Source organism: Pantoea sp. UBA7232, assembly GCF_002473195.1.
Taxonomy (GTDB): domain Bacteria; phylum Pseudomonadota; class Gammaproteobacteria; order Enterobacterales; family Enterobacteriaceae; genus Pantoea; species Pantoea eucrina.
Window position 1 is genome coordinate 371,511 of sequence record NZ_DKTK01000008.1, and the last position, 20,991, is coordinate 392,501.

The following is a 20,991-nucleotide window of genomic DNA, read 5'->3' on the forward strand; positions in this document are numbered from 1 at the left end:
CTGGCGACGAGACGGGCGGACTACGCGTGCGGCTTATCCGCAGGCGGCGTGGTATTGCAGGAAAGGTGTAGACATTCAGAGAGGCATTTACCAGATTGTGACCGGGGATTTGCGGTATCCGTCAGAATAATCGGGTTCAGGGCGGTATAAAGCAGGGCCCGCCAGCAGGCGTGCTGACGGGCAAAACGGATTACATGCGGGCTTCGAGCGGCACCGGCACCTTCTTCGCTTTTGGCTTCAGACCAAACATGAAAGAGGCAATGCGTGAACGCTTGATGAACCAGTAGCAGACGGCGCTCAGGCCGATACCGATAGCACAGTCAATCAGCACATACAGAACGGCATAGTTGGCAGGCAGCCAGTCATCAATAAGCCAGGAGAACGCAATCACCACCGGATAGTGCAGCAGATAGATGATCAGTGCTGAATCCACGATAGCGGTCAGTATGCGATTCTCTTTAACCTGGATTTTTTCAAAGGTGAACACCATCCAGTAAGAGAGCATGGCGGACAGCACGCTGCCCATCATTACCGGCACGTACTTCACCACGCCGCCGATATGATTATGCGCAACGTAGTAGCAGCCCGCCCAGACGGCAGCCACCAGCGCGGCAATCAGCCAGTTGTTCATCAGCTTACTGTTTGCGTAATGCGCAATCTTCTCGCGATTGATATAGAGCGCATAGCCTGCCGTGTAGTAGACCAGGAAGCGCGCCGTAATCGGAATCAGCTCGATAAATTCGCCACGCCCTTTTACCAGGAATTTCAGCACAAAACAGGCGTTACCCAGCACAACCAGTAGCGCGATAAGCGCAGGCAGTGAGAGTTTGCCCAGCTGGCGTGCGCTCCACTGATAAAAGCTGCCGGGTATGGCCAGTGACATAATGCTCAGCGACACCAGAAACCACAGGTGATGCATCATGGTGTAGCTGTTCAGCCAGCCTTCCGCCGAGTAGGGGCGGTCATTTATCTGTCCAGAGATAAAATACATCAGTGGCGGAATAAACAGATAGGCTGAAATAAGCGGAATAAATACGCGCTTGCGACGGTTCTCGGTAAAAAACTGCTGTCCTTTACGGAGAATAATGAGGGCGGAAAACATCCCTGATAAAAAGAAAAAGACTTCCATCCTGAAGGTATGAAACATGCTCAACAGCGCAGTAAATATCTCAGCGGGATCGCGCTGCGCCGTATAATACCAGGGATTCTCGCCGGGCAAACTTCTTGAGGCATGTAACAAGACACCTTCCAGAATTAGCCCGGCACGCAGCAGATCCAGACCGATATTTCGGCTGGACAAAAAGGATTGTGTTTTCACATCGCATACCTTGATGGGGATAGTGAGCGGAATATAGGGGAATCGTGGACGGGGTAATACCAGAAAATTCTGTATACATTCCTGTGACTAACGATTAGGAATTTCGCTATTGTGTAAAAGTTGTAACTTTTTTACGGACCTGTTCAGTAAAGCAGCGTTATCTGTTTGAAAGTGTTAGAGAGTTAATGCTTTGAACAGGGTTGATGCCGCGCTGGCAGGCGGCCTTACTGACAAAGAAGCCCGGCTCCGCTAGCCTGAGCGCTTTTCCTACATCCTGGCCTGACAGGTGAAAATCATAAAAATGGTTAGCGTGGTCATCCTGAGACTCCAGAGCAGTCCCCTGTACCCCTCCTGAAATCAGGTCCAGAATATTTTATAGTCACTATGCACATCATGCTGATTAGACAAATAATTTCACAGCGTTATTACCAGAGTTTAAGAATTAACCTGATTTTGATTTTTCACTGATGCTTTAAGATTGTATGACCTGCGTCACAGCTGTTATGGTTACATTTTACGTTTTAATTATTCGATCCATTAAATATTATTGAGCCTCACCAGGCGGGAAATTTGCTATGCCTTATTCACTGATTCGTTTTGCTTCATTATTGGTTACCGGATTTATCCTGCAAAATACCGCATGGGCAACGACGCCTGATACCAGTAATAACTTTATTATTGAAGCTTACGGTGGTTCAAGTACGCTGGGCGCAATGGCAGTCAGAGAGAATGGCAAACAACATAACATCAACATCAAAGACAATGAGATTGCCCTGATAAATAAGTGGCTTGGCGAAAAGTATGGCCCGGGCATCCGCGTGGTAAATAAGGGCGCAGCCTCTGCACAGGCAATGGATTTATTGCACCCGAAATACTTCTATAAAAAGAATAAAAGCTGGCGTGAAGAGATGCAGCGCTCGCCCGCTAAAATAATCCTGCTTAACTTCGCAACCAACGATGCGCGACACTTTCATTTCAAAGATACCGAAGCGAAATATATTGTCAGCCCGGATCAGTATACTAAAGTGATGACGGAGCTGATCGCGATTGCCCGCGAAGAGGGTAAACAGGTGGTATTGCAGGAGCCGCACCCGATTTGTGGCGGGGCAAAAAAGTGGAACGTTGCGCCTTATGTCACGAAGCTGGACGCACTGGCGCGCGCCGAGTCGCTGCCGCTGGCACGCCAGTATCAGCGTATTCTGCAAATGAAAGAGTGGCAGTCGCTGATGTCACCTGACTGTATTCATCCCTCTGAACAGCTCTATCGTATGAAAGCTGAGGAGACCTACTCCGTTCTGACCGCACATTTCAACAGTGAGCTTGCGGCGGCCGGTAAGTCAGGCAATGAGGCGCAACAGGTCGCCCGGCGCTGAGTTTCAGGCAGCAATGACGCAGAAAGAGCATTTTTTTCACTCTGCTTTCGGCTATTGTAGCGCTACCGCTTCGTACCGAATGGAATGGAATAATGAGCACAAAATATGCCCCCGCGCAGATTCTGCTTCACTGGCTGACATTTATTTTGATTGTTCTCGCTTATTGCACGATGGAGTTTCGCGGCCTGGCGCCGCGCGGCTCCTGGCAGCGTCTCTTTATGGTGGTGACGCACTTCTCTGCTGGCAGCTGCGTGCTGCTGCTGATGCTGTCGCGTCTGGTGATGCGGTTTCGCCATCGCACGCCGGCTATTGTGCCGAAGCCCGCCCACTGGCAGACCGGCCTGGCACACCTTACTCATCTGGCAATCTACCTGCTGTTTATTACCCTGCCGGTGCTGGGCATTCTCTCCCGATTCTGGCTTGGCCGCGACTGGTGGCTATTTGGTATTTCGATGCCGGTCAGCGCCGCGCCCGATCCCGACCTGGCCGATACGCTGATTGAGTGGCATGAAACGCTGGTACCGCTGGGTTACTGGTTAATCGGCCTGCACGCGCTGGCGGCGCTGGCGCATCATTATCTGTTTAAGGACAATACGCTGCTGCGCATGATGCCTTCGCGCAAGCCGCGCTAACGGCAGCCCGGCACGCGGCCGGGCTGCGTCAGTCAGCTTAATGTGAAACGTGCGGCGGTGTGAGCGAGCTGCGCCGCCTGATCTTCCAGTGAGCTTGCTGCTGCCGACATCTGCTGAACCAGCGCCGCATTCTGCTGCGTAGCGCTATCCATCTCATTCACTGCAATGGTCACCTGGCTAATGCCGCGCGCCTGTTCATCAGATGCGATAACAATTTCATCGATAATATTGCGCACGGAGTTTACCGCCTGTGTCATTTCAGTCATGGTTTTACCGGCACGCTGAACCAGCCCGACGCCGCTGCTGACGCGCTCCCCGGACTCCTCGATCAGCGCAGCAATCTCTTTCACCGCGCTGGCGCTGCGCTGCGCCAGATTACGAACCTCAGAGGCCACGACGGCAAAGCCACGCCCCTGCTCGCCGGCACGTGCAGCTTCCACCGCCGCGTTGAGCGCCAGAATATTCGTCTGAAATGCGATGCTGTTGATAATGGCAGTAATGTCGCCGATCTTTTTCGCGCTGTTATCTATCTGCGCCATCGTCTGCACCACTTCACCCACCAGTGTTTCGCCGCGGCTGGCAATATGCGTGGCATTTTCTGTCAGCGTAGTTGCCTGATGCGCATTTGCCGCGTTGTGTTTCACCGTAGCGGTAATCTGCTCCATACTGGCCGCGGTCTGCTCCAGCGCAGCCGCCTGCTCTTCGGTTCGCGATGCAAGATCGAGGTTGCCGCTGGCGATTTCGCCCGCGCCTTGCCGCACTGATGCGCTGGCGTCCTGAATCTGGCTTGCCATATCGCGCAGCTGCGTCTGCATTGTATGCAGCGCGTAAAACAGGCTGCTGCGATCCTGTGACACCAGCGGAATCGCGTTATCAAGTCTGCCGCCGGCCACCGCCAGCGCAATAGCCTTGGCTTCGGCCGGCTCGCCGCCAATCGGCTTAAGCACTTTCCGGCTGAACACCCATCCCAGCAGCACACTCACGGCAACGATGCTGATGAGCATCAGTATCAGCGCGTGCATCAGCTGGCGGTGCGCCGCCGCCATCACTTTGCTCACCGGTGCAACGACACCCAGATACCAGTGCTGGTCGCTGCTGCCGATAGTCACTGGCTGCCATGTTATCAGCGCCGCTTCCCCCAGTATGGCGTCATGCTGTTCAGTAACGGCACGGCTGAACCCATGCGTTTCTCCCTGCCAGGGTTTCGCGGTTTGCGTCTGGTCCGGATAGGAAACCACCCGGCCACCGCTGGAGAGCAGCATCGCATAGCCACTGCCCTCCCAGGGCCTGATCTTATTAACGCGCGCCTGCAGCGCCGCCAGTGAGATATCAGAGGTCACTACGCCCCAGAGTTTGCCCTGGCTGATGATGGGAGTGGCCACAGATGTGAGCAACACAGGTACGCCATTGTAGGCGTAGCTGTAGGGTTCAATCAGCGTATCCTTACGGCTTTTCTGCGGCAGCAGATAGTAATCGCCCTGGCCCGGCGTCAGCATGGAGGCCAGAGGATGCAGCCTGAAGCTGCCGCTGTCGTCGCGATCGACAAAGTAGGCATAGCGCCCCTGAGGCGCCGCACCTGGCTGGCTGGCAAACTCCGCATCGCGGCCATCAAACGCATTTTGTTCAAATATCACAGAGATGGAGAGGTAATCGGGGTTGTCACGCAGAGTGGAGATAAGAAGCTGGTCCGCCACCTTCCGATCGCTGATCCCTGCCGCCGGCAGCGCAATCAGGCTATGTCCCAGATTATGCGCCACATCGCGCGCGTAACTCAGCTCCTGCTGAATCTGCAATGCCTGACTCTGCGCAATCTGCTGCAGATAGTTTTCCGCCAGCGACTTCTGTTCTCTGCTGGATTGCCGGCTGAGCACGCCGATGGTGATAGCAAAACCAAGGGTAATTGTGACCGCGCCCGTCAGCAGCATCTGAGTACGGGTACGCATTTTTCGCGTTATAATTGCTTTTGTGGCCATGATGGCGCTCCTGGGGTTGGCAAATCAGAGCAATAATTGCGCCACATCCTGGGCCACCAGCGATCCTTTATCACTCTATCGGCTCAACCGTGCTGAACTTGATGGCATCCGCACCCGGATTAAAAAATAATCAATATCGATGCCCGTAGGGGTCGCATTAATGCGACCCTGGCGTATTGATGCGGTGCGGGTTGGGTGCAGAACATGACCAGGGCGGCATAAATGCCGCCCCTACAGAAACGCCCGTAGGGGTCGCATTAATGCGACCCTGGCGTATTAATGCGGTGCGGGTTGGGTACAGAACATGACCAGGGCGGCATAAATGCCGCCCCTACAGAAACGCCCGTAGGGGTCGCATTTATGCGACCCTGGCGTATTGATGCGGTGCGGGTTGGGTGCAGAACGTGACCAGGGCGGCATAAATGCCGCCCCTACAGAAACGCCCGTAGGGGTCGCATTTATGCGACCCTGGCGTATTAATGCGGTGCGGGTTAGGTGCGGAACATGACCAGGGCGGCATAAATGCCGCCCCTACAGAAACGCCCGTAGGGGTCGCATTCATGCGACCCTGGCGTATTGATGCGGTGCGGGTTGGGTGCAGAACGTGACCAGGGCGGCATAAATGCCGCCCCTACAGAAACGCTCGTAGGGGTCGCATTTATGCGACCCTGGCATATAAATGCCGCCCCTGGGGATTAATTAGGTATTTCACTGGCGGGTTGATCTGGCGCAAGAACTTTGTGCGCAACTGCTGTCAACGTATCTCCTGCAGGCTTTCCGCCCTTACGATTACAGGAGCATACAATGACAGGTAAAATGGGGTTAACCGGTTTTTTACTGGTGTGGCTGGTTTATGTTGTCTGGATGGTGAGCTACTACTCGGGAACCTTTTCACTCTTTTCACACTGATAAAATGGCCCGCATGCCGGGCTTTTTCAGGCTTAATCAGAAAGTAGCAAAGGTGAGTAAGGCGACAGCAAAACGCCGTCAGGAAGACGGCGCCGGGGTGCATCACAACGATCAGGCCGCTTTAACCGCGCGCACCTTTTTTTCAGGGGCAGAATCACTCTCTTTCACGTCAGATTTAACGTCTTTGTCTGCCGCCGCATCAGGCAGTTTGCTGGTGCGCAGAATATGCTGTACCGCGTCTTTCTGCTCTGCCAGCAGCATGCCCCAGGTTTCCGCTTCCGCATCCGCCAGCTCTGGCTTGATCTGCTGCAGCCAGTCGGTAAAGGCATCTGCCATATCGAGCATCTTATCCCAGGCATCGGCATCTTTTTTACTGGCAAACGTCATCTTCTCTTCACCTTTTCTGACTACAACATATTTGGTTTCGACTGCCATGATGCACCTCATTAACTGTATTTATATACAGTATATTCTGTTATGCAGCGATGAGCAAGTCTGCCCGCGTTTCAGGCAAGCAATTCCTCCAGAAAGGTGGCCAGCGCTTTTCGTGGGTCATCCTCTTCCGAGACAATCATCTCAATTCCCCACTGCCCCAGTACCTCTTTAGCCACCGGATTATTGCGATTGGTAAAAAGATACGATTTAGGCCGGGCCGTTGCGAGTCCGGTTCGTCCCCACATTTTAGTCAGCCGGTAGAACAGCAGGCGGATGTTGAAATCGCTTATGCTGTAGCCAACAAACAGCACCGAGTTACCCATCACGTCGTGCGTCAGTTTGATATCCAGTGGGGAATCAAAATAGAGACGTTCAAAATAGCTGCTCTCATCCAGCACAATCGAGGTATCGTCATCGAAATCGCCGTGAAGTTTAATGATGTGGCGCTTATCTTCAGTGAGTGAGACGAGATCGGCGGCGTTAGCCACTTTGCTATAGGGGACGTTGTGCGCCTCGTGAGCCATCTCCAGCCAGCGATCGTAATTGGTGGTGTAGATGCGCGAAAAATTACCCTGGGTGATCATGGTATGGATTTCGGAGCTGCGCACATCGATATCGGGCCGGTGCCACTCGCGATCCATCCAGCTGCGCAGCGGCCCCAGTGAGCCTTTGCGCTGCTTGTAATACTCCGCCAGCGACAGGTGTGTCCCGTAGGTGTTGAATATTTTCGGATCGTAGCCCAGCTCTTTTGCCAGATGGGCAATCAGTTCGTGCCACTCCGGCAGGCCAAGATTGCGGGAGATGCCGGCACCGGCAAACAGGATCAGTTTACCGGCATCGTAGGCGCGTTTGAGTTCAGGCTTCATACATAACCCCGCGCGGTTTTGAGAAAGGCGGCAAAGCGATCCAGCGCCAGGCGCCGATTGGAGATCTCATTCTTTAGATCGCCCATTTCAGCAAAGGTCTGCGTATACCCTTCCGGGATAAACACGCAGTCCCACTGAAACTCCTGCGGCCCGGCCGGCTCTGGTGCAATGCGACCGCGCAGCTGTCCTTCAAACTGATACATCTTGCGACCATCGCAATACCCCAGCACGGTTTTTGCCGTCACGCAGGGCGTATCAAGGCCGCGTACCAGTTTGGTAAAGCGATCGGCATTGAGCCGGCTCCAGAAGATGCGCGTCAGTCCGGCTGGCAGACCGTTAAGCCCGTCCAGAAACAGGCCGGTATGCTCGACAAACAGCGGCCGCCCGATAATGGAAAACGCTTTGGTGAGCTTATCGCGTACCAGTTCAACCTCATTTTCCGTCTGGATCTCCTCAATCCGCCGCGCGATAGGCACCACTTCCACTCCTACCGGTTCAAGGATGGTACGCACTTCAGAAAGTTTGAGCTCGTTAGCCGATAAGAAACGAATTTTCATTGCAACCAGTAATGTTAAGTAGGGTTAAACTGCATTAGTGAGGTGATCCGGCTGTTTTCCGCCTGTTGTTATATTTAGCACATCCGCCTGTGCCGGGAGTGATTCTACTCTGTGACCGGCAGAAGGAACAACCGCGCGCGCAATTTAGCGCAGGCAGATAGCGGTTCGCTTCCGTGAAAAGTTGCGCGATAACCCCCCGCCACGCATAAATATCATCTCTAATGTCAAATCTCCGGAGCAGATCAACGTGCAGAAAAAGCGCTGTGACAGCCGTCTCGCTTAGCACTAAGATAGCGCTCCTGAATACAATAAAACTAATCAATTACAGAGCAGAGTGATGATCGCGTTTTTGACTGCGGGCTATTCGCGTGTACGTAATTTGCCCTTTAGCCTGAAGGGAGAGAGCGCAGAAAAGAAGCTGCGCTTTACGCTGCTGATTGCGGGGGTGGCCAGCACTACCTCAGGCATTTATATGGCGCTGCTTAACGCCCATAGCCGTTCGCCAGCAATACCGTCGCTCTACTATCTGGGCGTGGCGCTGGGTCTCTATATCTGCGCCGTTGCCTTTCACGGCAAACTGCAGCGGCATCTGGCGATCGTCACGCATGCGCTGCTGTTTATCATTACAGCTCTGCTGCTGCTGGACAATGACCATCCTGCCGTTAAACCTTCTGCGTGTAATTATCTGATCGCGCTGACCATCGGCTCGGCACTCGTCCTGCGGCAGCAGCCGCGCTATCTCAGCAAAATATTTCCGCTAATCTGCCTCGCCTGTTACCTCATTTTTACCCTGACCGGCCTGACCTGGCAGCAGGGATCGTTTCATTTTGCGCTGCCGGCGGAAGCCAGTTTATACATTGTTAACTGTATCGTGCCCGTACTTTCTCTGCTGTTGACCGCGCTGACCTTTCGCGGCGATTACTCTGAAACTGACCTGATAAAGCGCGAACTCTCTGCCGCTGTCAGCCAGGATCAGCTCGAACTCTATTTTCAGCCGCAAGTGGATGCCGGTAAACATCTGATCGGATTTGAAGCTCTGCTGCGCTGGAAACATCCGGTTAAAGGATTTATTTCACCGGACGTTTTTATCCCGGTAGCGGAAAAGAGTGGCCTGATGATTGAGATTGGCCGATGGGTTATGGAGCGCACGCTGCAGCATATGGCTGCCTGGGAGAGTCTCCGGCACGGCGACAGCCTGGTGTTTTCTGTCAATATCAGTCCTCTGCAGCTAATGCATCGCGACTTTACCGCTGAAACTCTGCTGCTGCTCTCGCGTTACAGGATCCAGCCACAGCGGCTTAAATTTGAGATCACCGAAAGCACCTTTATCTACGATCAGCAGCATATCAGCTCTGTTATCGCGCACTTCAGCCAGCTCGGCGTAAAATGGGCGATCGATGATTTTGGCGTCGGTTACTCTTCGCTGAAATCGCTCAGCGATTTTTCGATTGATGATATTAAAATTGACAAGTCGCTGATTATGCACATTTTTGAAAATGAATCTGCCGCTATTGTGGTGCATAAAACCATTGAGCTGACGCGCGAAATGGGGCTGAACGTGCTGGCTGAAGGCGTTGAAAGTGAAGAGATGTTTCACTACCTGCGCAGTCGCGGATGCCAGTTCTTCCAGGGCTATTACTTTGCCCGGCCTCTGCCAGCGGCAGAGGTGATAAGCTGGGTGAAAAAATATCAGGGTGAAAAACGGGGCCGCAGTGCGACCCGTCTTTACTGATAAACGATGCCCGGCGGATTGATCTGCGACTGCGCTACCGCCTCATCCTGCTCTCCCCAGCGCGTCAGTACCTGCTGATACTGTCCGCTGGCGATGGCATGATTAACCGCCTGCTGCAGCGCCGGGGCCAGCCCGTTACCCTTTTTGGTTGTGACGGCCACCCATGCCCGATACGGGCCGTGACCAACAACCGCTGTTTGCCCGCGCGACGCCGCTTTCCACGCCGCCACCGCCTGCGGGCCAAAGGTGGCATCGGCGCGTCCGGACAACAGCGCGAGCGTGGCAGAAGCGTCATCATTAAGATAGACAGGCTGCACCGGCGCTAATCCCTCCTGGCGGTTTTTCGCATCCCAGCCCAGCAGGATCTTCTCCTGATTAGTACCGGACCCGACAATGATACGCCTGCCCGCGACATCCTGACGTCCGGTAATCGCAGAGATGGGACTCCCTTTCCGTACGGCAAAGGCGTGGTTGTCAGCCCGATAGGTGGCAAAGTCAAATTTGCGTTTACGCTCCTCGGTCACGGCGATATTAAACATGGCAACATCATAGCGTCCGGCGCTGATGCCCAGCGGCCACTCCTCCCACGAGGCGGGCACCAGCTTTAGCGTAAGGCCCAGACTTTCAGCCAGAAGTCGCGCCATATCGGGATCGCTGCCAATCAGCGTTTTGTTATCTGACGCCCATAATCCGATGGGCGGTGAGTTAGTGGCGCTGGTTGCGACCGTCAGAAAGCCGGGGTGAACAAACGCATAGTTCGCCGGAATTCTGGCTATCGCCTGCGGATCGGCGGCGATATGAATCGCCGTTTCATTATTAGCCGCATCCAGCGCCGCGCCCTGCGCGGCTGAAAACAGCAGGCCGGATGCCACCAGCGTCAGGATGAACCGCTTCATCACAGCACCCGGGCCAGAAAACGTCGGGTGCGCTCGTGGCGTGGCTGATTCAGCACCTGCACGCTGCTGCCCTGCTCAACCACGCGGCCGTCAACCATAAACACCACGTTGTCTGCCACTTCACGCGCAAAGCCAATCTCATGCGTCACAATCACCAGCGTGGTGCCGGAGCGCGCCAGCTTTTTAATGACGTCCAGAACCTCACCCACCAGCTCCGGATCCAGTGCCGACGTCGGCTCATCAAACAGCATTACGCGCGGATTGAGCATCAGCGCACGCGCAATCGCGATACGCTGCTGCTGACCACCCGAAAGATGGCGCGGCCAGGCGTCAGCTTTATGCCGCAGTCCCACCGTGTCCAGCAGCTCACCGGCGCGTTCAATCGCCGCACGTCGCGTAAGCTGACGATGTGCGATCGGCGCTTCAATCAGGTTTTCCAGCACGGTCAGGTGCGGAAAAAGATTGAAGTTCTGAAAAACGTAGCCGACGTTGACCCGCTGACGCAGTATTGCCCGCTCTTTAAGCTCATAGAGTTTATCGCCGCGGCGCTGATAACCGATATAGTCATCATCAATCTGAATAAAGCCCTCATCGACCCGCTCCAGGTGATTGATGGTGCGCAGCAGCGTTGACTTACCCGAACCGGAAGGCCCGAGAATAACCGTTACGGATCCCGGCGCCAGCGACAGCGAGACCGCGTCCAGCGCTTTGTGTTTACCAAACGACTTGCTGACGCCGGTGATGGTAACCGCCCCGGCAGCATAGGACGGGCGATAATCAATGGCTTCGGACATGAGAGCGCTCCTCAATAACAGCAGGGGTTGAATAACGATTACGCCACTGCCGCCAGCGCGATGGCTGCGGCTCGCGGGTTACGCTGCGCGCCAGCGAGCGTTCAACGCTGTGCTGCAACAGCGACAGTACCGTTGTGATAATCAGATACCAGGCGGCGCCCACCATCAGCAGCGGGATCACCTGCTGAGTGCGGTTGTAGATCATCTGAATGGTGTAAAACAGCTCTGGCATCGCCAGCACGTAAACCATCGACGTCCCTTTGGCCAGGCTGATGATTTCATTGAAGGTGGTTGGAATGATCGCGCGCAGTGCCTGCGGCAGGATGATGCGGAAGGTCCGGCGCGCAGAAGAGAGTCCCAGCGCTGACGCCGCCTCAAACTGCCCCTGGTCCACGCCGAGGAACCCGCCGCGGATAATCTCTGCGCTATAGGCGCTCTGCACCAGCGTCAGGCCAATCACCGCGGCCGGAAACTGGCCCAGCACATTAATGGTCTGGAAGTGACCCCACGACCAGGGCGTAAACGGGATCCCCAGCGATAACGTGTCATAGAGGTAGGAGAAGTTATAGAGAATGATCAGTACTACAATCAGCGGCAGCGAGCGGAACAGCCAGATATAGCCAAACGCCAGCGTACTCAGCAGCCACGAGGAGGAGAGCCGGGCCAGCGCCAGCAGACCGCCGAAAATCAGACTCAGTACGGTGCCCGCCAGCGTCAGCAGCAGCGTCTGACCCAGGCCATTCAGGATCACCGGGGCAAAAAACCAGCGCGCAAATACCCCCCACTCCCAGCGCGGATTGAACGCGATGGAATCCACCACCGCTGCCAGAATAAACAGCGCCGCCACGGCGCCCAGGCTGCGCGCCGGATAGCGTGCCGGCACCACGGTCAGTTTTTGCGTCTCACTCATTTTCGGCTCCTCAGCTCGCCTGTGCCGCAGCGTGGACATCAATTATCTTCAGAAAGCGCAGGCGGCCGTCGTGCGGCGGCCGGCCGTAGATCTCCATATCTTCCAGCAGGGCAAACTGCGGCTGATAGCCGTGGCCGATATAGAGGCGCACCGCCTCCGGCTGACGAAAGCCGGTGGTCAGCCAGACACGCTGATAGCCGGCGCGCAGCGCACGACGCTCCAGCTCCTGCAGGATCAGTAGTGCCAGGCCCTGACGGCGCAGATCGGAGCGCGTCCAGATGCGTTTCAGTTCCGCCGTCTGTGCGTCAAAGCGCTTGTAGGCGCCCATGGCGATAATTTCGCCATCCCGCTCCAGTACAATAAACAGGCCTCCCTGCGCAGGCAGAAACCACTCATCCTGCTCCACCTCATTCTGGCTGCTGAAATAGTCGCCATAGCGGGCAGCATATTCACCAAACAGGCCGGTAATAATCGGCTGCAGCTCTGCCGCTGCGGGTGAAACGTCACGAAAAAAATGCATATTGCCCCCTTAGTCGCCCAGGCCCGGTGGATTGATTTCCGAGCGGTCGAGCCGCTCAATGCCTTCGCCCCAGCGATTCAGCACCTTGTCGTAGTCGCCGTTTTGTATCACGCCGTTAAGCGCCGTATTGACTGGCTGCACCAGCCCGCCATCTTTTTTCACCGTCACTGCAATGTGCGCCGCTTTAGGCCAGCCGCCGTCCACGCTGCCCACCAGCCTGGTCTGCCCGTTGAGCGCCGCTTTCCAGGCGCCGATGACGTTGGGGCCAAAGTAAGCATCCGCACGTCCGGCCTGCAGTGAAAGCGTCTGCGCTGCGTCATCTTTGGTATAAACCGGGATAAACGGCTTCAGGCCCTTTGCGCGGTTTTCCTGATCCCACGCCAGTAAGATCGCTTCCTGATTGGTCCCGGAGCCAACAATAATGCGCAGGCCGGCAATATCTTCTGCTTTGCTGAGCGAAACGATTGGGCTGCTCTTTTTCACATAAAAGCCCAGTGAGTCTTTGCGGTAGGTGGCAAAATCAAAACGCTCTTTGCGCCCTTTTGTGACGGTTACGTTGGTGATCGCCGCGTCATATTTGCCGGACGCCACGCCGAGCGGCCAGTCTTCCCAGGAGGTTGGCACGACGTTGAGCTTCAGGCCGAGGCTGTCCGCCACCAGACGCGCCATATCCACTTCGCTGCCAAGCAGCGTTTTGTTGTCGTCGCTGAACAGCGTAAGCGGAGGGGAATTAAGGGCGGCCACCGCCACGGTAAACGCGCCAGGTACAGCAAACCGGTGTCCGGCCGGGATCTGCGCGATAGCCGCTGCATTTTTTGCAGTGTTAATGGGCGTCTTATTCGCCTCCACGCTGACCTGCTGCCCGTTAACGGCGACGTTTTCCGCCCCGGCAGCGCTGCTTAGCCCCAGTAACAGCAGCGCTATCAATGATTTTTTCTGCATAGCATTCATCCTGATCGTTATTATGATGTGAACTGATTTTCGGGGGTCTGCAGACCCAGACTGGCGCGCAGCGTGGTGCCCGGATAGTCGCGCCGGCTTAGTCCGCGCGCCTGCAACAGCGGGATAACCCGATCGACAAAGCGTTCAAACGTGTCGGGCGTTCCGCCCTGGATAATGAAACCGTCAGCAGCTTTCTGTTCAAACCAGTGCTGCAGGCCATCGGCGACCTGTTCTGGCGTGCCGTGAAACAGCGGCCGCGGCGTGGCCGCTTCCAGCGCGGCCTGGCGCAGCGTCTGACCGCGCACGCGGGCGTTGCGTTTTATTTCATCGGTGGTGCTGCGGAAGCTGTTCTGACCGATATCACCCAGTTCTGGGAAAGGTTCATCCAGCGGGTAGCGTGAGAAATCATGGTGGTCAAAGAACCGCCCCAGATAATTAAGCGCATCCGGCACTGAGACCAGCTGTGCGGTAGCCTGATACTGCTGCTCAACATCTGCGGCATCGTCACCGACGATCACGCTGACGCCCTGAAAGATATGGAGGTCATCCGCGGCGCGTCCGTTTTCGGCCAGCTGCTGTTTAACATCGCGCCAGAACGCCTGCGCCTCTTCCAGGGTCGCATGGTGGGTAAAAATCGCATCCGCATGGCGCGCGGCCAGCCGCCGTCCGTCTCCGGAGGCGCCCGCCTGGAAAATGATCGGTCGCCCCTGCGGCGTACGCTCAATATTCAGCGGCCCCTGCACCTGAAAGAAATCGCCGCGGTGATCGGGCGTATGCAGCTTGGCCGGATCGAAAAACTGACCGCTGCGCTTGTCGCGTACAAAGGCGCCCTCTTCCCAGGAATCCCACAGGCCTTTCACCACCTGCAAATACTCATCCGCAATCCGGTAACGCAGCGCGTGTTCCGGATGCTGCTGACGCGAGAAATTTTTGGCCGATCCTTCCAGCGGCGAGGTCACAACGTTCCAGCCGGCACGGCCGCCGCTGAGATGGTCGAGGCTGGCGAACTGCCGGGCGATGGTAAAAGGATCGCTATAAGAGGTTGAGACGGTGCCAACCAGGCCAAGATGCTCTGTGACCGCCGCCAGCGCTGAGAGCAGCGTCAGCGGTTCAAAGCGATTGAGGAAGTGCGGAATCGATTTTTCATTGATATAGAGACCGTCAGCGACAAACAGAAAATCGAGTTTGCCCGCTTCCGCCTTGCGCGCAATTTTTCTGGCGTAGTCAAAACTGATGCTGGCGTCAGCCTGCGCAGCCGGATGCCGCCAGGCGGACATATTGCCTGACGCGCCGTGTAATATCGTACCGAGACGTAATTCTCTTTTACTCATTATAAACTCCTGACAAAGCAGAGCCGTCGGCAGCGCAGAGGTTGCCGGGCGAAAAAGGTAAACGTTGTTATGCAGGCAGAATCAGATCGGTGCCGGGCAACATCGCTCGCAGCGATGCCAGAATGAGCAGCAGATAAGAAAAGCGGAGCGGATCATTACGCTATCCTCAGGCCGCAACCAGTCGCGCGGTGGCCAGCAGTTCCAGGGATTTAAACCGGGCGGCTTCGTCAGCGAGTGGCGTATCGATAATAAATTCGTCAATGCCGTAGCGATGATGCATCGACTCCAGCTGAGCATGCACCTGTGCAGCCGTGCCCTTTAGCAGTGACGGCGTGCGCGGCTCTATGACGTAATCCGCGTATCCTCCCTGGCGTACGTAACGTTCAGCCTGTTCCAGACTGGCAACGTTAACCGCCGGGCCATTTCTCACGCTGACGTGATAAAGACGCAGCGCATCGGTAAGCAGTTCAGCCTCTGCCGGCGAATCCGCCACAACCACCTGAACCGCTACCAGCGCACGGTCGCCGCGGCTGTGGGCATGATAGTGCTGCAGAACACGCGCCATCAGCTGCGGATCGCCGTTATGGTGCGCAGCGAACACCAGCTGCCAGCCCAGCTCTGCGGCCAGCCCGGCGCTTGCTTCGCTTGCACCCAGCAGAAACCGGCTGGCGGGGTGCGGTGACTGTGGCGTGGCGCGCAGCGTCTCTTCGTCAGCGGAGGGAGATGCGTTCAGCCAGCTATCGAGAAGCGCCAGCTGTTCAGCAAAACTGCCTTTTTCAGCCGGGTTAACCCCGAGCTGAAGCGCCCGCGTTGAAAGCGGCAAACCGCCGGGCGCTTTACCGACGCCGAGATCGATGCGATCCGGTGCCAGCGATGACAGCAGATTAAAGTTCTCTGCAACTTTATAGGGACTGTAGTGCTGCAGCATGACGCCGCCAGAGCCGACGCGTATGGTGCGCGTCTGCGCGGCGATCCAGGCGATAAGCAATTCAGGTGACGGACTGGCCAGCTGCTCGCTGTTATGATGTTCTGCGACCCAGAAGCGCTTATAGCCCCAGCTCTCAGCCCGCTGCGCCAGTTTTAGCGAGCGCGCCAGCGCCTGTGTCGCATTTTCTCCTGCCGCAACCGGCGACTTATCGAGCACGCTTAATTGGTAAGACATACGCCCTGTCCTTGTCCTGATGAATATGGCGTTTAGTTTGCAGGCTATGATTCCGTTACGTAAAACATCATATTGTTAGTTCTATTGCTGTTTTGCGCATATCACCCGGCTGGCCGGAACAGAAATAAAAAAACTCCTGCAGCAGCTGCAGGAGTCAGATTAAAAAAAGAATAGCTGTCGGATAAAGATTAAGAGCGTTTGAGTGCGCCTGCTTCACTGCGATCAAATGAACCATGCGTATCTTTTGCGCCATAAATGGCAGAGAGCGCGCGGTTAAATTTATCCGGATCGTGGTGCTGACGGATCCTGTTTACGGCTGCCGCTGAATAATCAGCCACGCGCATCCGGTCTTCAAGTATCGCCTTAATATGTGCCTTGAGCTGCGACACAATTAATATGCGCAGCGCCATTTTCTCCGCCAGCGTATCCACATTCAGTTCAAACATATCGTTGAGCGGACAGTTGATAAGCCAGCCGCTCTGAGCCGGATTAATTTCCGGAAGCGCCCGGACGTTAGTGGTAATCACCGGACAGCCGCACGCCTGCATTTCCAGCACGGAGAAGCCATAGGTATCCTGCCAGGTCGGCAGCAATCCGACATGCGTTTCACGCAGCAGCTGCATCACCTCATCATTAGACAATGCAGTATGATGGGTGAATACGGAGCGCTCAGCTATCAGGGTTTCAATTTGATGATGGAAAGCGGCATCGTCCTGCCACTCACGATGCGCAATATTATGCTGCTTTTTAATGTCGCCGATCAGGTTAACGCCGATCTGGCCAGCTGATATCACACCCTCGTCCATCAGTTCGGAGAAAGCCATTACCACTTCGGCTCCGCCTTTGCGGTAGAACTCATTACCGACAAAGGTGAAGATCATTTTATCGGCCGCTGGCGTGCGTCCGCCCTCATAGAGCACCGGCTGCGGCGGATGCAGCACGTGCAGTTTGTCGCTAATCGCTTCCCGCTCAATGGGAAAAGCGTCCAGCAGTTTCAGCTCAATTTTTCGCGTTGCCTCTGAGATGGCGATAATGCCGGCACATTCCGGTGCTGCAACATAGTACATCAGCTTTTTTAACAGCGGATTAGCTGTTTTGGCGACGCCCGGTACCGGCAATACCCGCGGCAGCTCGGTTTCAAAGGTTGACACCCAGCGCTCGCGGCTGGTTGCCACTTCATTAAAGAGATGAACTACCTTTTTTTCGCTACCGGCTGACCATAGCGGAGCGGAAAATATAAACAGCTTATTGCGTTTCAGAATTTTCCCACGAAACGCATTAATATACGTCCAGATATTTCTGGAGTGAAAATCGATATACGTTTTCTTAACATCAGTAACAATATTTCTTTTTTCGGGATATCCCTTGCCGCTAATGATGATTTTCATTTTATACTCCGGCCATAAACTTTAAGCACTACAAACCCGGCATTCAAAAAGTTAAAAATTGCAGATCGCCCGACGAGTATAATGCTTTATTAGCCTTCATATTGGTTATTCGGATTATTCCCCGAAAATCATTTCAGCATGTTATTTTATATTAATTATTTTTACGGCAGATATTAAAATAAGCGCACTAACTTATAGCCTGCTAATTAAAAATTCCCTGTCTGAATGCATAGCGGACATTATCAATCAATTGAAATTAACGACTATTAAATCGTCTTTTGATTAACGTTGATAACATTAGCCAGCCTGGCATTATCTGATACCAGACAGAGATACAATCCTTAATAACGGGCTGGAGAGTGTAAATATGGTGGATATTATTCTTAATTATCATGCCATTAAACGAAGGCGCACCCTGCAGACCTGATTCATAACCGGACGCCTATACATGCGACCGCCTGTGATGTACGCAAAAGAGGCGCATCAATGCATAACCGCGTTAAACAGTAAGGTGCGTTACTTTGTCCGGAGATTAAAAAATCTATTCAGCCTGAATGCACTTTAGCCTAAGAGGAGAGCAGAGTGCGATGGGTATAAACCATTAGCCGCCTGAGGAGAAGAGGCGCGTTCAGAACGCGCCTGCCGGGATCAGAAGCGGTAACTCGCCGTTACCGAGTAACTGCGCGGTTCGCCATACACGATGCCGCTGCTGCCCACATTCTCGTCATACTCTTTATCAAACAGGTTTTTCAGGTTGGCCTGCAGGGAGAGATTTTTTGTCACGTCGTAGCGGGCAAACAGGTCCACCAGCGCATAACTTCCCTGACGCACACGCCAGGTTCCGTTACCTTCAGGTCCGCCGATATCTTTCCAGGTCTTTGACTGCCAGTTAACGCCGCCGCCCAGCGTCAGTTTATCGAACTGAGGCAGGCGATAGTGCGTAAAGAGATTGAAAGAGGTACGGGGCAGCTGGGAGTTATAGGCCTCACCCTTGCTGTCTTTTGCTATGTAGGTCGTACCGCCAAACGTCATCTGCCAGTTATCCGTCAGCGCACCGTTGATCTCAAATTCAACGCCGCGGCTGACAACGCCATCGGTGGTTTCATAAATAGCGCTTCCGCTCTCGCTGAAACGTCCGGTATCAACCGGCGCATTATCCAGCTCGGTTCGGAACAGAGAGATCGTGGTGGTCAGACGGCTATCAAACCAGTCCGATTTAACCCCGGTCTCATAGTTTTTACCGACAACTGGCGTCAGGAAACTGCCGCTGGCATCCAGATTATCCTGCGGCTGAAAGACCGAGGTATAGCTGGCAAACGCTGACCAGGCGTCATTGATGTCCCAGATAAGACCGCCATACGGCGTGGTATTGTTCTCTTCCAGTTCAGAGGTAATGCCCTGACGGTTCCAGTTGGTATATCGCGCCCCGACAATCAGATGCAGCGGATCGGCGAGCGTCAGGCGCGTAGCCATATAGACCGATTTTTGCCGCACCAGCTGGCTGTCCGTGGCAGGTTCGCGCGGCGACCAGTCAGGCTCCGGATAGTTGCCGTTGAAGTCGTTAAAGTTACCCAGTTCAGCAGAGGAGATGTTGGTCCAGGCGCTGTAATATTTATTATCCTGACGACTGTAGTTAACCCCCAGCATCAGCTGATGCTGGCGTCCCAGCAGCTCATAAGGGCCGCTGGCAAAGGCATCTACCGCATCCACTTTGCGCTTGCCGGTGTTATAACCGGTTCCGCCGATGACCGGATAATTCGCGTAGGCAGAGCTGCCTGCGCCGGTCACCTTATTGAAATAGCCGTCGAGATAGATCTGCTTACTGTCCAGCAGCATTTCGTTATGCGTGCCGTTGAGCGTAATGTTCCAGCCGTTATCAAAATTCTGCTGCAGATTGACGAAAACCTTGCGGTTCTCTTTATTGTTGTAAGCCCACTCCGGTTGAGTGTTATAGCCGCGACGCAGATGCGTCTGGCTGCCATCGGTATACCAGCGCGGCGCCCCACCCCACATCGGCGAATCGGTATCGACCTGCGTAAATTCGTAGCCCGCGGAAAGCGTGGTGCTCTCAGTCAGATCGGCGTCTATCACGCCATAAATGAATTTTTTCTCAAAACCGTAGCGTTCAATAAAGCTGTTTTTATCCTCATAACCAGCTACTACGCGCCCGCGCACGTTACCCTCAGGGGTGAGCGGCGCAGAGAGATCGGCAACATAGCGCTGTTTATTCCAGCTGCCGTAGCTCGCTTCCAGCGATCCGGTAGGGGTTTTACTGTCAGCGTGCTTACGTACCATATTAATCGACGCAGAAGGATTCCCGGGCCCGGTGAGTAACCCGGTCGCGCCGCGCACCACCTCGACCCGCTCATAAAGCGCCATGTCGGTCTGGGCATCACCCAGATTCCAGCGTGATGCAAACGCGGTCGGGATCCCGTCTACCATATAGTTGTCAATGAGAAAGCCGCGCGAGTAGTAACTGGTACGATCCATATCCGCCGAAACACCCCTGATACCGGTAGTGTTGGACAGAACATCATTCAGCGACTGCAGCTGCTGATCGGCCATACGCTGTTTACTGATAAGCGATACCGACTGAGGAATGTCGCGCGCCGTCAGCGCCATTTTTGTGCCTGCGCGCGTTACCGGTATGCTGTAATCCCGATCGTTCTGATTTTCCACGTCAGACGCGCTGTTTTCCACCATCAGGGTCTGTTCCGCCGCCTGTGCAACACCGGCTGCAATCAGCATCGCCAGCAATGACATTTTCAGCGCAGGTTGTGCCGTTGCAGCCGCAGCGCGGACGCGCATCGGTTTAGAAGACATAGCCATCCTTAATTCTCATTTTAGTTTATCTGTCAGCGCACCCTGCCGGTCACTTGGAGCAGGCATAGCTAAGAAAGCAAATGAGAAATATACTCATTTAGATTACTATTGCAAGAAATTGTTACTGCTTCTGACACCCTGTAATCCGATAAAAAAACCATAATTTTCATTTTGATGCGATGCGGGTTAGGTGCGGAACGTGACAAGGGCGGCATAAATGCCGCCCCTACAGATGCCCCCGTAGGGGTCGCATTAATGCGACCCTGTCGTATTAATGCGATGCGGGTTAGGTGCGGAACGTGACCAGGGCGGCATTAATGCCGCCCCTACAGATGTCCCCGTAGGGGTCGCATTAATGCGACCCTGTCGTATTAATGCGATGCGGGTTAGGTGCGGAACGTGACCAGGACGGCATAAATGCCGCCCCTAC

15 protein-coding genes and 1 pseudogene are annotated in these 20,991 nt (G+C 54.7%); 3 read left to right on the plus strand and 13 right to left on the minus strand.

All coding sequences use genetic code 11. From position 1 onward, the window contains the following. Nucleotides 1–190 precede the first annotated feature (190 nt). A complete protein-coding gene (locus B4056_RS09675) occupies nucleotides 191–1,318 on the minus strand; it encodes an acyltransferase family protein (protein WP_040113461.1) in 1,128 nt (375 codons plus the stop codon). Nucleotides 1,319–1,893: 575 nt separating this feature from the next. Here B4056_RS09675 and B4056_RS09680 point away from each other — a divergent pair. Continuing rightward, nucleotides 1,894–2,691 carry an SGNH/GDSL hydrolase family protein gene (locus tag B4056_RS09680; protein ID WP_052246545.1) on the plus strand — a complete coding sequence of 266 codons (798 nt, stop codon included), beginning with the start codon at nucleotides 1,894–1,896 and terminating at the stop codon, nucleotides 2,689–2,691. A 92-nt stretch (nucleotides 2,692–2,783) separates the two neighbouring features. Beyond that, nucleotides 2,784–3,323 (plus strand): cytochrome b561, encoded by a 540-nt coding sequence (cybB, locus tag B4056_RS09685; protein WP_071668312.1) that lies wholly within the window; start codon nucleotides 2,784–2,786, stop codon nucleotides 3,321–3,323. A gap of 32 nt (nucleotides 3,324–3,355) precedes the next feature. Here cybB and B4056_RS09690 read toward each other — a convergent pair whose 3' ends face one another. The 4 genes from B4056_RS09690 to B4056_RS09705 all read right to left on the minus strand — a co-directional run bounded on the left by B4056_RS09690 (nucleotide 3,356) and on the right by B4056_RS09705 (nucleotide 8,063). Beyond that, on the minus strand, nucleotides 3,356–5,296 hold the full coding sequence (locus B4056_RS09690) for a methyl-accepting chemotaxis protein (RefSeq protein WP_288654534.1): 1,941 nt from the start codon (nucleotides 5,294–5,296) through the stop codon (nucleotides 3,356–3,358). 1,020 nt (nucleotides 5,297–6,316) lie between these two features. Next, nucleotides 6,317–6,640, minus strand: a complete 324-nt coding sequence (locus B4056_RS09695) for a YebG family protein (protein WP_094110876.1) — start codon at nucleotides 6,638–6,640, stop codon at nucleotides 6,317–6,319. A gap of 71 nt (nucleotides 6,641–6,711) precedes the next feature. After that, complete coding sequence (locus tag B4056_RS09700; protein WP_034829783.1) at nucleotides 6,712–7,506, minus strand: SIR2 family protein; 795 nt, start codon at nucleotides 7,504–7,506, stop codon at nucleotides 6,712–6,714. Further along, nucleotides 7,503–8,063 (minus strand): non-canonical purine NTP pyrophosphatase, encoded by a 561-nt coding sequence (locus B4056_RS09705; protein ID WP_040113457.1) that lies wholly within the window; start codon nucleotides 8,061–8,063, stop codon nucleotides 7,503–7,505. The genes B4056_RS09700 and B4056_RS09705 overlap by 4 nt, the downstream gene beginning before the upstream one ends. A 337-nt stretch (nucleotides 8,064–8,400) precedes the next feature. Between B4056_RS09705 and B4056_RS09710 the strand changes: the two genes are divergently transcribed. Then, nucleotides 8,401–9,795 carry an EAL domain-containing protein gene (locus B4056_RS09710; RefSeq protein ID WP_094110875.1) on the plus strand — a complete coding sequence of 465 codons (1,395 nt, stop codon included), beginning with the start codon at nucleotides 8,401–8,403 and terminating at the stop codon, nucleotides 9,793–9,795. Here B4056_RS09710 and B4056_RS09715 read toward each other — a convergent pair. The 8 genes and pseudogenes from B4056_RS09715 to fhuE all read right to left on the minus strand — a co-directional run bounded on the left by B4056_RS09715 (nucleotide 9,789) and on the right by fhuE (nucleotide 20,561). Further along, nucleotides 9,789–10,691, minus strand: a complete 903-nt coding sequence (locus tag B4056_RS09715; RefSeq protein WP_094110874.1) for an ABC transporter substrate-binding protein — start codon at nucleotides 10,689–10,691, stop codon at nucleotides 9,789–9,791. The genes B4056_RS09710 and B4056_RS09715 overlap by 7 nt on opposite strands. Continuing rightward, entirely contained in the window at nucleotides 10,691–11,485 is a 795-nt protein-coding gene (locus B4056_RS09720; RefSeq protein ID WP_040113455.1) for an amino acid ABC transporter ATP-binding protein, read from the minus strand. The genes B4056_RS09715 and B4056_RS09720 overlap by 1 nt, the downstream gene beginning before the upstream one ends. Beyond that, nucleotides 11,469–12,395 carry an amino acid ABC transporter permease gene (locus B4056_RS09725; RefSeq protein ID WP_288654539.1) on the minus strand — a complete coding sequence of 309 codons (927 nt, stop codon included), beginning with the start codon at nucleotides 12,393–12,395 and terminating at the stop codon, nucleotides 11,469–11,471. The genes B4056_RS09720 and B4056_RS09725 overlap by 17 nt, the downstream gene beginning before the upstream one ends. Before the next feature lie 10 nt (nucleotides 12,396–12,405). Beyond that, nucleotides 12,406–12,915: a GNAT family N-acetyltransferase gene (locus B4056_RS09730; RefSeq protein ID WP_094110873.1), complete on the minus strand. Its 510-nt coding sequence runs from the start codon at nucleotides 12,913–12,915 to the stop codon at nucleotides 12,406–12,408. 9 nt (nucleotides 12,916–12,924) lie between these two features. Further along, nucleotides 12,925–15,188, minus strand: a pseudogene (locus B4056_RS09735) (NtaA/DmoA family FMN-dependent monooxygenase). 166 nt (nucleotides 15,189–15,354) lie between these two features. Then, nucleotides 15,355–16,350: an MsnO8 family LLM class oxidoreductase gene (locus tag B4056_RS09740; RefSeq protein WP_288654540.1), complete on the minus strand. Its 996-nt coding sequence runs from the start codon at nucleotides 16,348–16,350 to the stop codon at nucleotides 15,355–15,357. A gap of 188 nt (nucleotides 16,351–16,538) precedes the next feature. Beyond that, the gene (locus B4056_RS09745; protein ID WP_094110869.1) at nucleotides 16,539–17,738 is read right to left on the minus strand and encodes a glycosyltransferase; all 1,200 of its coding nucleotides are present in this window, start codon (nucleotides 17,736–17,738) and stop codon (nucleotides 16,539–16,541) included. A 648-nt stretch (nucleotides 17,739–18,386) separates the two neighbouring features. After that, on the minus strand, nucleotides 18,387–20,561 hold the full coding sequence (fhuE, locus tag B4056_RS09750; RefSeq protein WP_094110868.1) for a ferric-rhodotorulic acid/ferric-coprogen receptor FhuE: 2,175 nt from the start codon (nucleotides 20,559–20,561) through the stop codon (nucleotides 18,387–18,389). Nucleotides 20,562–20,991 lie beyond the last annotated feature (430 nt).